The following is a 14,578-nucleotide window of genomic DNA, read 5'->3' as shown; positions in this document are numbered from 1 at the left end:
ATGAAAAGGAAAATATTAATACTGGGGTTATTATTTGCGGCTCTGGCGCTTTTTTCGTCGTGCGCAGGAAAAACCAGTGGATATTTTCTGCTCAAAGGAGATCTTCACGTTCATACAAAATTCAGTTATGACGGAGTGTACAGTATTGCGGATACCATCAAATATTCAAAGGAAGATGGCTTCGATTTCATTGCACTTACCGATCATAATATCGTGTCTCAGAACGATGAAATACCAAAATACAAAAAAAGCGGCATCATCCTGATCCCGGGGATGGAGCAGACAATGGAACAGGGCGCTGGACATGCTAACATTCTTGGTATTGTTCATCCGCTGTTGAAATATATTACAAAAGATAATGCAAATGAACTATGGCCGGTGTATTACGCTGACGCAAAGAGCATGGGCGCTCTCGTTCAAATCAATCATCCATTTGATCCGAAGTATTACTGGAGCCCGGATCTTGGTTTTATCGGCAATTACGATATGATCGAGGTCTGGAACGGAGTTTATACTGACGACGATAAAAAAGCGATGGATTTTTGGCAGGGCGAGCTTGCAAAAGGCCGAAAAATACCTGTGACAGGCGGAAGCGACACACACGAAGGCACAACAGGGCGTTCTCCGGTCAACTGCGTGTTAGTTAAAGAAAAAACGGCAAGCGGCATACTCGAGAGTGTGAGTGATGGACATAACTATGTCTCGCTTACTGCAGGGGGACCTGGTGCGACGCTTGAGTATGGGAGAAGCGTTATGGGTGATTCAGTGATAGCCATGCCGAATACCAAGCTGAAATTCAGCGTTACCGGTTTAAAACAGGGCGATAAAGTCATGCTTATCACCGCTGACGGGGTATTGAATACATACAATGCGGAAAACGGTAAGGTTTCAGGTGAATTGCTAGTCGATGCCAACAAAAAATTTTACAGAATTTCAGCTTACCGGGGAGAAAGCTTAATCTTATTTACAAATCCGATTTACTTTGATTAATATATAAATATATTTTCTTGAAAGGCAATGAAGGAAACATGACGAATGCTTTAATTTTTATTGCTGTTGGTTTGCTTGCCGGCATTCTCAGCGGCTTTTTCGGGATCGGCGGCGGCATCATAATTGTTCCTGCGCTGATTTACATCTGCGGTTTCAGCCAGCTCAAGGCTCAAGGCACATCTTTAGCGGTTCTCCTTCCTCCTGTCGGGATACTGGCTTTTCTTGAATATTATAAAAAGGGCAATGTTGATTTAAAAGCAGCTATATTAATATGCATAACTGTTTTGATAGGAGCTATGCTAGGCGGAAAAATCGTGCAGCATATTCCAGATGAAATACTCAAAAAAGGCTTTGCTGTTTTTATGCTGCTGATGTCGGTCAAAATGCTGTTCGGTAAATAATAGAGCGTTTAGAATAAAAACTGCCTGTTAAAAAGGCAGTTTTTTATTTCTAATTAATATTTACATGCAATAATATTAAAAATAAATTTAATATTGACTTTAATAAAATTAAATGATATGCTTAATATTGTTAAAGAGGTGATCGGATGCCGATTGAGATCGTGCCAGAATGGATGGCAAATCTAGATGAAGAGGATTTGACGTTTGTAAAAAAATTTTTGCTTGCTTCAGGGTCCCTTAAAGAAGTTGCGGGGGAATATAAAGTAACATATCCGACAGTACGCCTGCGGCTTGACAGGCTTATCCAAAAAATAAAGATTGGAGAGGATACTGACAACGACCCTTATATTTCGCTTGTGAAAAGGCTTGCGGTCAATGAAAATATTGATTTCGGGACTGCGAAAATTTTGATTTCTGAATACAAAAAGACAAAAAAGGAGTAATTGTTATGGGCTCAATTTTATTGGTAATAGGTTTTATTTTTATAGCGATGGTTATCATTCAAATATTTCTTAAAAAGTACAAGTATGCGGGACTCGTTTTACCGGCAATCAGTTTAATCATTTCAATTTTGATAAGCATCCCAAATTTTATTAAAGTTTTCTGGAACGGTTTTTCATTTTGGGCATTCGTTGCATCCGTGATTTTGCTTATTGTATGCAATATGCCTACAGCAGTCATGCTTTTGATGTATTATGACTTCAGGACGAAAAACAAGAAAAACAGCGAAATAGATAAAATGAATATTCAGGATTTATAGAAAATTAAGATGCCATTTCTGAAAATAGAGAAGCAAGGGCATATATCGAGCGTTCATGGATTAAACCTGAACGCTTATTTTTATTGGTGTTTCGCTTCTTGAATATCTACGCTGTTTATAATACAATTAATGATTATAAGGCGGTGAAGGAAATGGTAAGGATTGTTGCGGGGAGAGCCGGAAGCGGAACAGGTGAATACATATTAAATGAAATTTATAAGCTTGCGGCGGCGGGAGAGGACAGGCTGCTGCTTCTTGTGCCTGAACAGTTCACAGCCTCAAAAGAGCGTGAAGTGCTCGAAAAGCTTGGAAACAGGCTTGCCGATAAAGTAACTGTACTGAATTTCAAACGGCTGCCTCAGTATCTTTTTTCGATTACGGGGGGGCTTGCCAAGCGTTACATAACGCCTGAGGGACGGTATATCTTTATGGCGCAGGCGCTTGATGAAGTGAGCAAAAACCTTCAAACCTACCGCAATACCGCCGCATATCCAGAGCTTGTGGACAAGCTTTTGCAGCTTGCGGGGGAATTCAAGTCATACAATGTAGACGCGCGCTCGCTTTATGGGCTTACCGATTCAATCGGGAATGAGACGCTTAAAAATAAAACAGCAGATCTCGCGATGATTTACGAGACTTACTGCGCAAAGCTCGAAAGCCGATTTGCAGACTCACAGGACGATCTGATGGAGATTGCCAGTATCCTTTCAGAAAAGCGGCTTTTTTCGGGATATCATATATATTTTGACGGTTTTACGACGCTTACCCCTCAGCGTATGGCGGTGACAGAACAGCTTATAACGCAGGCGAAAGAATCGGTTTTTTCAGTCTGCAGCGACGATATCGAAAAGTGCGGTGATGGCGAGCTTTTCGGCGATATAAACAGGATGGTGCGCCGCGTATTAAAATCTGCGAAAAATGCGGGGGTGCCCCTTCAAAAGCCAGAATACCTCTCTGCAAAGGCTGACGCTTTCTCGGAGGATATAAGGCTGATAGAACAAAATCTTTTCGATTATTCGGGAACGGGAGCTAAAAAGAAGGCTTGCGACGTTTCCGTTTTCTGCGCCGCAGACCCCTATGCGGAAGTGGATTTCATAGCACGCAGGATACTTAAAATGGTGCGGCTTGACGGCATGCGCTTTCGGGATTTCGCGGTGATCGGAAGAAGCCTTGAAGGCTATAACGGCATTATAGAATCCGTTTTCTCAAAGTATGACATCCCCGTTTTCATAGATACAAAAAGGGACATGCTTACAAATCCGGTGCTTATGATGGTGTTTGCCGCCCTTTCCTGCGTTTTGAACGGTTTTACATACAATAATGTTTTTACGTATCTCAAGTCGGGGCTGACTGAGCTTTCAAATCGGGAGGTAGACGAGCTTGAAAACTATGTCTATGCCTGGAAGATAAAGGGGAGCAGGTGGACTGACGGGAGAGATTGGACATTCCACCCAGATGGGTTCAACAGAGCCCTTGACGACGACGCTCAAAGCCGCCTTGAAAAGATAAACGAACTAAAAAGGAAGGCGGTAGCGCCTCTTAAAAAGCTTAAGGAAGAATTAGCCTCAACAGACGCCAAAACGATCTCCGCGGCGATATACGATCTGTGCGAAAGCCAGCATGTGCCGCAGAAGATAAAAGAGATCGCTAAAAAGCTTCACAGTCAGCACCGTGACGATATGGTGTCTGAATATGAACAGCTTTGGCGGGCTTTTATCTCCGCGCTTGACCAGATGGCGCTTGCGGTGACCGAGCCGATACGTCCCCAGCGGTATGCCGAGATACTGAAACTGATGCTCTCAAATACCGAGATCGGCGTGATACCGACTTCCCTCGACCAGGTGACGCTTGCAACATCGGACAGGAGCATGGTGGGAGGCGTGAAGCATGCTTTTCTTATTGGCATGTGCGAGGGCGACTTTCCTAAAGGCGGCTTTGACGGCGGGCTTTTTACGGACGATGAGAAGGAAGAGCTTGAAAAGCTCGGCATAACACTTGCACCCACCACAGAAAAACAGCTTTTTGCAGAGAGGTATTACGCCTATACAGCCTTCACTGCCGCAAGCGGCGCTCTTACGATAACCTTTCCCAAAAGCGACACGCGCGGAAAGGGCAAAAAGCCATCATATTTCATTACGACCCTTAAACACATATTCAGCGATCTTACGATAACTTATCTCGACGAGGCGGAGCTTACCGGCGAGATTTCACGGTTTGATAGGCTAGAGGGCAAAAAAGCCGCTTTCGACTTTTACCTGACGCTGCCGCCGGAGGACGGCATGCGCACTTTGCTTGACAGCTTTTTTGACGGCGACCCATATTATCAAAACCGCAGGGAAGAGATACTTTCATCAGCCGAAAATATGAGGGGCGCTCTTAAGCCGATTAGCGGCGACACCGCAAAAAAACTATATGAAAAGCGCACCGATTCGCCGACGAGCCTAGAAAAATTCGCAAAATGCAAATTCAGCTATTTCTGCCAGTACGGACTGAATTTGAAACCCCGTTCGGAGAACGAATTCGACGCGCTTGAAACAGGCACCTTCATGCATTACGTGATAGAAAACCTCGTAAAGCAGTATATATCCTCCGGGAAGGACTTTCCGATTAGGGAGAGCATAGATGCTCTTATTGAACAGTATATAAAGGAGGCTCTGCCCGATTTCAACGAGCGGTCGGCAAGATTTACCCACCTATTCCGCCGCCTTTCAAAGATTCTGTACAGCTATGCCGCAAATCTTATATACGAGCTTGACAACAGTGACTTTAAACCTATCGATTTTGAGCTTAAGGTCGGGAGGGACGGCTCTGTTTCACCACTTGTAATCGACAGAAACGAGGGGATAGCGGTCTGCGGCAAGATCGACCGTGTCGACGGCTATGAAAAAGACGGGAAGCTGTATGTCAAGATCGTGGATTACAAAACGGGCAGGAAAACGCTCAAATACAACGAGCTGTACTGCGGCATAGGGCTTCAAATGATACTTTACCTTTTTGCACTGTGGCAGAACGGGAAAGAGCGTTACGGCAAAGAGATAGTGCCTGCCGGGATAGTATATTCGCCCGTTGTGCTTGAGACGGTGAAGGCAGACAGCCGTGATATCGACGAGGATAAGCTTGACAAGGAGCGCAAAAAGCAAAACAGGGGCACAGGCATTCTAATAAACGATGATGAAATTTTAAGCGCGATGGACAGAACGGGCGCATTTGATATGATATCAAAAAAAGAGGCAAACATTGCGACGCTCCAACGGCTCGGGGCGCTGCGCGATTTTACGGGAAGTAAGCTTAAAGAACTCATATCCGAGATCAGAAAGGGGAAGATTGCCGTCGATCCATATCGATGCGGAGCGCTTAACAGCTGTGATTTCTGCGAGATGGCGGATGTGTGCAGGTTCGAGTTCGACAAGTCGAAAGAGCGGGCGCTTCCGCAGATGACGGCAGACGAATTCTGGCAGATTGTTGAGGGGTGCGGCGATGGGCGTTAAATGGACTGACGAGCAAAGCAAAGCGATAAGCGACAGGGGAAGGACCCTGCTCGTTTCTGCGGCGGCTGGAAGCGGAAAGACCGCCGTCCTTGTAGAGAGAATCATACGGCGTGTCACCGATGAAAAAGATCCCGCAAATATAGACGATTTCCTTATAGTGACCTTCACGAATGCGGCGGCATCGGAAATGCGTGAGAAGATAAGCACCGCGATATATGAAAAAATTGCGCAAAGACCGTCGGACAGGCACCTTCAAAATCAGCTGATACGTATAGGCAGAGCGCATATCGACACAGTGCACGGCTTTTGCATAGATGTAATCAAGAAAAATTTCCAGCGTTTGAACCTGCCGCCCAAATACAGAGTGGGCGATGAAAACGAGATAGGTCTTATTTCAAACGAGATCATGGAGGATGTGCTGGAGGAGTGGTATCAGAAAAACGGCGAGGACAGCGATTTCGCAAAAGCGGTGGATCTGTTCAGCGGAACAAAACATGACAACGGTTTTGTCGATACGCTCTGGAAAGTAAGAAAAGCGATAGAATCATTGCCAGAGCCGCTCGATGCGCTTGAAGGCTATTGCATTGATCTTGAACGATATGCCCTTTGCGAGCCGCTTTCGACTCCTCATGGAAAAGCGGTTATGGATTATGCAAAACAGGCGCTCTCATACGCATTAAGCCTGTGTGGGCATTTGACAGCGACGCTTCCCGACGCGGGTGCAATCTATAAAGACCTGCTTAGCTGCGACAGCGAAAAGCTTTCCGACCTCTATAATGCCCTGCAAAGTGGCTTAAGCTATGACAAAGCCGCCGCCGCATTCACGGCTTTCGGGTTTGACAGCTTACCGCGAAAGAAGGGCATAGACGAAAACGCAAAAGAATACGTGAAAAACGGAAGAGAAATATATAAGAAAATCATAAAAGAAGTAACAGAGCTGTTCTCCTTTAAAGCTGAAGAGATAAAAAATGACTTTTCAGACATGCATGCCGCCGCAAAAGTCATATTCGGCATACTGTCCGATTTCAAGGCGAGGTTTTCAAAGGCAAAGCTTGAAAAGGGGCTTCTCGATTTCAGCGATATGGAGCATTTCGCTTTAAGGCTTCTAGCGGTAAAGACCGAAAACGGCTATGAAAAGACGGATATCGCGAAAGAAATGTCAAAAAAGTTCGAGGAGATATTCGTCGATGAGTATCAGGATACAAACGAGATACAGGACGTTATTTTTAGAGCCGTATCCCGAGGCGAGGGCAACCTTTTCATGGTGGGAGACGTCAAACAGAGCATATACCGTTTCAGACAGGCGTGTCCGGAGATATTCATGCAGAAAAAAGACCTCTATCCCGATATGGACGGCACGGATAACGACAGGGCAAAACTGTCCCTTGCGGCGAATTTCAGAAGCCGGAAGTGCATAATAGACGCGGCAAACTTCATATTCAAAACGACGATGAGCCGCACCCTCGGCGAGGTCGATTATGACGCTGTCGAAAGCCTGCGCTTTGGCGCGGCTTATTACGACTGCAAAGACGACATGCCCGTGGAAGTGGATATACTCGACTGCGAAGAAGAGGGCGGCGACTCAAGCTCGGACGAGCGGTTTGAAAAAGAGTGCGCCCATATCACGGCGAGGATTCAGCGCCTTATTCAAAGCGGAACAAAGGTGTATGATAAAAATACCGGAGAGCTAAGACCCGCAGGCTACCGTGATATCGTGATTCTTATGCGCAGTTTGAGCAGTCGGTGTGCTGTTCTCGAAAGGGTACTGGGCGAGCACGGCATACCGACCTACAGCGACACGGCAAGCGTCTTTTTCAGAAGAAGCGAGGTTTCGGTCATGCTGTCCCTTTTGCAGGTGATAGATAATCCGCTTCAGGATACGCACCTTATCTCGGTCATGCGCTCGCCGATATTCTGTTTCACGCCAGACGAGCTTGCAAGGATTCGGCTGTGCGACATGGATGCACCCTTTTACGACACTGTGGTGAAAGCGGCGGAAAACGGAGACGGCCACTGTCAGAGTTTCATCGACAAGCTTGAGCAGTACCGGATATATGCCGGCAGCATGGGCGTCGACAGGCTGATTTACTATATTTACGAGGACACGGGCTTTCTGAACGCCGTGGGGGCGCTTACGGACGGCGAGCTTAAACGGGCAAACCTGCGCCTGCTTTACGACTACGCTCAGAGGTTTGAGGAAACGGAGTTTAAAGGAATATTCAATTTCAACAGCTATATCGAGCGTGTGAAGCAGGCTGAAGCTGATATCCCGTCCGTCAAGGCTTTCTCCGAAAACAGCGACGTTGTGAGGATAATGACCTTCCATAAATCAAAGGGGCTTGAGTTTCCGATAGTCTTTCTTGCAGATACATCCCACGGCTTTAACAAAATGGATCTCAATAATTTTATGATAATAGACAAGACGCTGGGGCTGAGTTTTAAGCTGCGGGATCTTGACAGGATGGTCGAGTTCGACACTTTCGCGCGCCGTGCCGCAAAGCTCAAAAACGAGGCGGAGATGCTGTCGGAAGAGCTGCGCACACTCTATGTTGCGATGACCCGCGCGAAAGAGAGGCTAATAATCACGATGACTGCCCCGCCTAGGGCAAACCTGTTTAACTATTCCCCAGAGGCAAACGGGGCGGTGTTGCCCTTCCATCTTCGCAAGTGCGGCAGTCACGGTCACTGGATAATAAGCGCTCTTATGCATCACCCGTGCGGCAAGGTGCTTTGCGACGCTGGCGGCGCCTTGTATGAGCCTGTTACGGACGATTCGCTTTTCACGGTAAGGATAACTAAGCCGGAAACGCCGGAAAACGTAAAGACAAAGACATTTGAAAAAGCGGAATATGACGCTTATGCTCTTGAGGACGAAATAAAACAAAGGCTCGATTTTGTATACCCTTACGAGGCTGAGGCACATACGACCACAAAGCTCACTGTTACGAAAATAAAGAAACTTATAGAAATGACTGAGGAAGAAGATGTCGAAAGCTCGGTCACGCCGATGCCGAGAGAGATCGCGTTTGAGCGCCCCCGCTTTATAACGGAGGCTAGAAAGCTTACGGCGGCTGAACGTGGAACGGCGCTTCATTCGGTAATGCAGTATGCCGATTATTCCAGATTTTCAGATGCGAAGAGCGTCAAAGAAGAGCTCTCGCGGCTCTACATGGGGCAGTATATAACGGAAGAGCAGAAGGAAGCCGTGGATATCGGAGTGATAATGTCTTTTGCCGAAAGCGGTTTTGGCAAAAGACTTATGAAAAGCGGCAGGCTGTTTCGTGAAAAGAAGTTCAGCATATTAATGCCGGTGTCGGAGCTTAAACCGATAACAGGGGAAGATATTGCCGAGCCGATCGACGAATCTATCATCCTACAGGGGGTCATAGACTGCGTATTTGAAGAGAATGGAAAGCAGATACTTGTCGACTTTAAGACCGATTTTGCAAAAACAGAGGCGGAATTTATAGATAAATACCGCGTCCAGCTTGAGCTTTATGATTACGCCTTGAAGGAGACGACGGGCAGGGGCGCGGATGAAAAATACATATACTCCTTTTATCTCGGAAAGGAGATAAGACTTTAAGAGGGTAAAATGATCAAACTTGAGAATATCAGCAAAAGCTTTAAGGTGTCCCGCCGTGAAGCGGGCTTTAAAGCTGCTACAAAAGCGCTTTTTCACAGGCAGACGGAGACTGTTGAGGCTCTGCGGGACATCACGTTCACGGTAGACGACGGGGAGATCATCGGCTACATAGGGCCTAACGGCGCGGGAAAAAGCAGCACGATCAAGATAATGAGCGGCATACTCCACCCCGACAGCGGAACATGCGTGATAAACGGGCGGGTGCCGTGGAAAGAACGGATAGAGCATGTCAAAAACATCGGCGTCGTTTTTGGTCAGCGTTCACAGCTTTGGTGGGATGTACCCGTCATCGATTCCTTCGAGCTTCTAAGAGATATCTACAAGGTGCCCGAAAAAGAATACGAAAAGAACCTTGATATGCTGTGCAGCCTATTGCATCTCGAAACCCTGCTGAAAACGCCCGCGCGCCAGCTTTCACTGGGTCAGCGTATGCGGTGCGAGATCGCGGCTTCACTGCTCCACAGCCCTAGTATTCTTTTTCTCGACGAGCCGACGATCGGGCTTGACGCCGTTTCAAAGCTTGCGGTAAGAGAGTTCGTCTTAACTCTCAGAAAGGAAAAAGGAACGACTGTTATACTTACGACGCACGACATGCAGGATATCGAGGCACTTGCCGAGCGAATACTGCTTATCGGCAAGGGGCGAATACTACTTGATGGGCCGCTTGCAAACCTCAAAGAGCGCTTTTGTGGCAACAGCCGTCTTACGATTGAGTATTCCGGCGGCGAGCCGAGCCTTTCGCATGGTCTTACCCTCATCGGCGAGGAGAGGGGACGGATAACCGTCGAGGTGGACAGCGGATTTCTTACTATGTCTGAGGCGATCTCAAAACTCTCGGAGGGTTTATCGGTCAGCGACATTTCCGTTTCGGGTGCGACGGCGGAGGAGATGGTGCTTAACCTCTACCGGGAGTATCATATATGAAAAAGTACTATTCCTTTTTTAAGATGAGGTTCATAAGCGGTCTTCAATACCGTGCCGCCGCATGGGCGGGGGTCGCGACCCAGTTTGCCTGGGGCTTTATGAATATCCTGCTCTTTCATGCGTTTTACAAGTCGAACCCAGACGCATTCCCGATGGGATTCAAACAGCTTTCAAGCTATATCTGGCTTCAGCAGGCGTTTTTGACCCTCTTTATGACATGGCTCATGGAGACGGATATTTTTACGCTGATAACCGACGGGGGCGTCGCCTATGAGCTCTGCCGCCCGGCGGATCTTTACGGCATGTGGTTTGCCAGAAACATGGCCGCTCGCATGTCTAGAGCTTTTCTGCGCTGTGTCCCAGTCCTTGTCGTTTCATCTCTGCTGCCCGCGCCCTACGGGCTCTCGCTTCCGTCAGGCGTAACAGCTGCAATTTTATTTATACCGTCCTTGTTACTGGGGCTTCTTGTGGCGGTCGCATTCTGCATGCTTATTTATATTTCGACCTTTTACACAATGTCACCACAGGGCATAAGGATACTTGCAACCTCCGCCGTCGAACTGCTGTCGGGCGGAATAGTCCCGCTGCCTTTTTTGCCGGACGGCATACGCCAGGTGTTCGAGGCTTTGCCCTTTGCGTCGATGCAGAACGTGCCGCTCAGGATCTACTGCGGAAACATTTCGGGCAGTGACGCTGTGATAAGCCTTTCACTTCAAATATTCTGGGCGGCGGCTATGACAATCGGCGGCTGGCTTTTGATGAAAAAGGCTTTGACTCGTGTCGTAGTGCAGGGGGGATAGGATATGAAACTTTATTTTAAATATTTTGCAATACAGCTTCGGTCTGCGATGCAGTATAAAGCATCGTTTTTTATGATGGCTTTAGGGCAGTTCCTTGTCGCATTTTCGGCTTTTTTGGGGATATATTTCATGTTCTCAAGGTTCCATAGCGTGAACGGCTTCTCTTTTTCGGAGGTGATGCTCTGCTATTCGACGGTTTTGATGGGTTTTACGATTTCGGAGTGTTTCGCAAGAGGATTTGACACCTTCGGCTCGATGGTTTCAAAGGGCGAATTCGACAGGGTGCTTTTACGGCCGCGAAACGAAATAATGCAGGTGCTGGCATCACGAATAGAATTTTCAAGACTCGGCAGGCTTTTTCAGGCAATAATAGTACTGGTATATGCCGTTTTCGCATCTGGAGTCGACTGGACGTGGGATAAGATACTTACTGTCGTTTTGATGATTGCAGGCGCCGCTGTCCTGTTTGCTTCACTTTTCCTTTTATATGCAGGACTTTGTTTTTTCACGATCGAGGGGCTGGAATTCATGAATATTTTCACCGACGGCGGACGGGAATTCGGCGCATATCCGATTTCTGTATATGGACGCGGAGTGCTTAAATTTCTGACATACGCTGTGCCTCTTGCACTGGTGCAGTATTACCCTTTTTTATATCTTACGGGGCGCAGCACGAATATTTTATACATCCTGCTTCCTTTCTGTGCCCTGCCATTTGCCATTCCCTGCTATGCATTGTGGCGTTTAGGGGTGCGGCATTACAAATCATCAGGCTCATAAAATAAAAAAATGTTGATTTTTTTGATAAACTATGTTAATATATCATTTGCTATGTGAAATGTTCGAAAAGAGGTGAATGTGAATGAAAGAAGGAATCCATCCGAACTATAAGCCGACAACAATCAAATGTGCGTGCGGCGAGGTGATCGAAACTTCATCCACAAAACAGGATCTTAAGGTTGATATTTGCTCAAAGTGCCATCCTTTTTATACCGGTAAACAGAAACTTATTGATTCCGGCGGTCGTGTTGAAAGATTCAAGAAGAGATTCGGTCTTGATAAATAATCATATCAGGTTGAAAGCAACTGCTTAAAAGGCAGTTGCTTTTTTGTTTATATTTCACAAATCGGATAATGGATTTATAGATTATCCTTAAAGCTGTTGAATTAAGTATATTAATATTGTATATTTAAACCAAATGCAAAAGTTTTGAGGAGAGTAATCATGAATATAATAATCAAAAGGGCGACAGCGTATTTACTGACGTTTTTTTTATTGCTGTCTTTAATGCCGATCGACGCATTTGCGCATCTTCCGGTCGATTCATTTTATGATACGAGCGGAGTAGTCGGAAGCGTTGACAAGTGCTTTAGTGATACCAAGGGGCATTGGGCTGAAAAACAGATAGAAAAATGGAGTAGCCTTGGCGTGCTTGGCGGATTTCCGGATGGCACGTTCAAACCTGATGATTTGCTGACCCGCGCGCAGTTTGCAAAGATACTTGATGCAATCATGAAGTATCAGACAATCGGCAATGAGAATTATGCTGATGTCAGCAGTGGCAGCTGGTATCATGATGTTATCTTGAAACTGAGCAAAGCGGGAATATTATATGGTGATAACGGGTATGCGCAGCCTGACAAAAGTATTACCCGATATGAGGCGGCTGTGTTATGTGCTCGCGCTTTCATGCTGTCAGTAAGCGGTGACTATAAGTCCAGTTTTTCAGATGACGGGTTGATGCCGGGCTGGTCGGCTGACAGCGTTAGGGCGCTTGCGGTAAACGGCTATATCGGCGGCAAGGATGACGGAAATTTTCACGGTGACAGCGGACTTACAAGAGCTGAGGCAATCACTATCATAAATAATATCATTGCTATGATCGTTACCGAAAAAGGCACTTTTAATAACAACATCAAGGGGAATGTAGTTATAAATACGCCTAGTGTAGAACTTGGGGGCATGTTTGTCGACGGCAGCGTTTACATAACAGAAGGCGTCGGTGACGGTGAGGTTACGCTGCAAGGCACTAAATTATCGAGTGATGTTATCATCAAGGGAGGCGGTACTAGCACGGTCAATCTTAACGATGTGACCGCAACTGGATTATATGCCTCAAAACAGTCGAGCGATGTTCGGGTATATTTTTCTAAGTGCACATTCGACACTCCGGTCAGAATAGGAAACAACGTAATAATCGACGGAAACATCAGCAATGTTGAACTGACTGACCCCGGAAGTAAGGTGACCGTAAAAGGTTCGGTTGAAAGTCTTGTAACAGACGGCTCTGAAACGAATCTTACAATAAACGGCACGGTTGATTCTCTGGCGGTAATGTCAGACGGCGTGAAGATCGCGGGAAACGGAAAAATCACCAGTGCGACCGTAAAGGGTGAAAACACATCGTTTGAAAAATATCCTGATTCGCTTTCACTTGATCCTAATAAGAGCGTAAAGGTAGGAGACGATACATACACAGGCGGGTCCGAGGGCAAAACAATAAAAGAGCCATCTTCAGATTCAGGCAGCTCCGGCGGAGGCGGAGGTGGCGGCTTCGGAGGCGGCGGAGGCGGTGGAGGAAGCGTTGAATCTTCAGATGCCACGCTGAAGTCACTTGTTTTAAGTGCGGGCACTCTATCTCCTGATTTTTCAAAGACGGTTTATACATATACGGCAGCAGTAGAAAACAGTGTTGACTCCGTCACTGTTACAGCTGTGCCAAATGATACTAAAATTTCTGGGATGACGGTAAACGGTTCTGGTTTGAAATCCGGGACAGCATCATCTGCTATCGCTTTGGCAGAGGGCGCAAACACTCTCGCGGTGCTCGTAAAAGCAGAGGACGGAACGGCGAAAACTTATACTATAACAGTAACAAGACAGGCTGCTCCTCCGGTAAAGTCCAGCAACGCTAATCTGTCTGGCTTGGCATTGAGTGCAGGAATACTTTCACCCGGATTTTCAGCTGATGCCACAGCATACAGCGTAACAGTTGAAAACGGCGTTTCATCTGTTGCGTTCACTCCGATTGCGGCTGACCCGAAATATAAAGGAATAACAATAAATAGCTATTCAGTGCTCAGCGGAAATACATCGCTGCCTGTTTCGCTAAATGTCGGCTCTAACACTGTAACGATAGTTGTAACAGCTGAAGATGACACCGTTAAAACTTATATTGTTACGGTCACGCGTCAGGATTCACAGGTTCCTGAGCTTTCTTCCAATGCGAATTTGTCAGGTCTGACGCTTAGTGCAGGAATGCTATCGCCCGCCTTTTTATCTGATACGACATCTTACACTGCCTCAGTCTCAAACAGTGAGACAAGCTTAAACGTTACCCCTGTCGCGGCAGACTCAAAATATAAAAGTATCACTGTAAATAATACGGCAGTTTTAAGCGGCAATCAGTCCGGAGCTATTTTGCTTTCAGTCGGGGACAATACTGTTACAATCGTAGTAACCGCTGAAAACAACTCGACGAAAACATATACTGTTAAAGTGACAAGGGCGGCATCTTCAAATAATGAGCTATCAGCGCTTGTGCTGAGTTCGGGAACGCTTTCACCGG

Annotated in this window: 11 protein-coding genes; all 11 read left to right on the top strand. The window is 46.5% G+C overall.

Features of this window, described 5'->3' with window-relative positions; genetic code table 11:
- Nucleotides 1–990: a CehA/McbA family metallohydrolase gene (locus Q8865_03225; GenBank protein MDP4152442.1), complete on the top strand. Its 990-nt coding sequence runs from the start codon at nucleotides 1–3 to the stop codon at nucleotides 988–990.
- A 38-nt stretch (nucleotides 991–1,028) separates the two neighbouring features.
- Nucleotides 1,029–1,391, top strand: a complete 363-nt coding sequence (locus Q8865_03220; GenBank protein ID MDP4152441.1) for a sulfite exporter TauE/SafE family protein — start codon at nucleotides 1,029–1,031, stop codon at nucleotides 1,389–1,391.
- A 146-nt stretch (nucleotides 1,392–1,537) separates the two neighbouring features.
- Entirely contained in the window at nucleotides 1,538–1,834 is a 297-nt protein-coding gene (locus Q8865_03215) for a DUF2089 family protein (GenBank protein MDP4152440.1), read from the top strand.
- Nucleotides 1,835–1,839: 5 nt separating this feature from the next.
- A complete protein-coding gene (locus Q8865_03210; GenBank protein ID MDP4152439.1) occupies nucleotides 1,840–2,151 on the top strand; it encodes a hypothetical protein in 312 nt (103 codons plus the stop codon).
- A gap of 98 nt (nucleotides 2,152–2,249) precedes the next feature.
- Complete coding sequence (locus Q8865_03205) at nucleotides 2,250–5,639, top strand: PD-(D/E)XK nuclease family protein (GenBank protein ID MDP4152438.1); 3,390 nt, start codon at nucleotides 2,250–2,252, stop codon at nucleotides 5,637–5,639.
- Nucleotides 5,629–9,225 carry a helicase-exonuclease AddAB subunit AddA gene (gene addA / locus Q8865_03200; GenBank protein MDP4152437.1) on the top strand — a complete coding sequence of 1,199 codons (3,597 nt, stop codon included), beginning with the start codon at nucleotides 5,629–5,631 and terminating at the stop codon, nucleotides 9,223–9,225. Before Q8865_03205 ends, addA begins: the two co-directional genes overlap by 11 nt.
- A gap of 9 nt (nucleotides 9,226–9,234) precedes the next feature.
- Nucleotides 9,235–10,209, top strand: a complete 975-nt coding sequence (locus tag Q8865_03195; protein MDP4152436.1) for an ABC transporter ATP-binding protein — start codon at nucleotides 9,235–9,237, stop codon at nucleotides 10,207–10,209.
- Nucleotides 10,206–11,009 carry an ABC transporter permease gene (locus Q8865_03190; protein ID MDP4152435.1) on the top strand — a complete coding sequence of 268 codons (804 nt, stop codon included), beginning with the start codon at nucleotides 10,206–10,208 and terminating at the stop codon, nucleotides 11,007–11,009. The genes Q8865_03195 and Q8865_03190 overlap by 4 nt, the downstream gene beginning before the upstream one ends.
- A gap of 3 nt (nucleotides 11,010–11,012) precedes the next feature.
- Nucleotides 11,013–11,789, top strand: coding sequence for an ABC-2 family transporter protein (locus tag Q8865_03185; GenBank protein ID MDP4152434.1), 777 nt, complete (start codon nucleotides 11,013–11,015; stop codon nucleotides 11,787–11,789).
- A gap of 82 nt (nucleotides 11,790–11,871) precedes the next feature.
- Nucleotides 11,872–12,075: a 50S ribosomal protein L31 gene (rpmE, locus tag Q8865_03180; protein ID MDP4152433.1), complete on the top strand. Its 204-nt coding sequence runs from the start codon at nucleotides 11,872–11,874 to the stop codon at nucleotides 12,073–12,075.
- A 159-nt stretch (nucleotides 12,076–12,234) separates the two neighbouring features.
- A partial coding sequence (locus tag Q8865_03175; protein MDP4152432.1) for a cadherin-like beta sandwich domain-containing protein occupies nucleotides 12,235–14,578 on the top strand: 2,344 nt, incomplete at its 3' end.

Source organism: Bacillota bacterium (assembly GCA_030705925.1).
Lineage (GTDB): Bacteria > Bacillota > Clostridia > Oscillospirales > Feifaniaceae > JAUZPM01.
The sequence above is the reverse complement of the archived record's forward strand: the minus strand, read 5'-3'. Positions and strand labels throughout refer to the sequence as shown.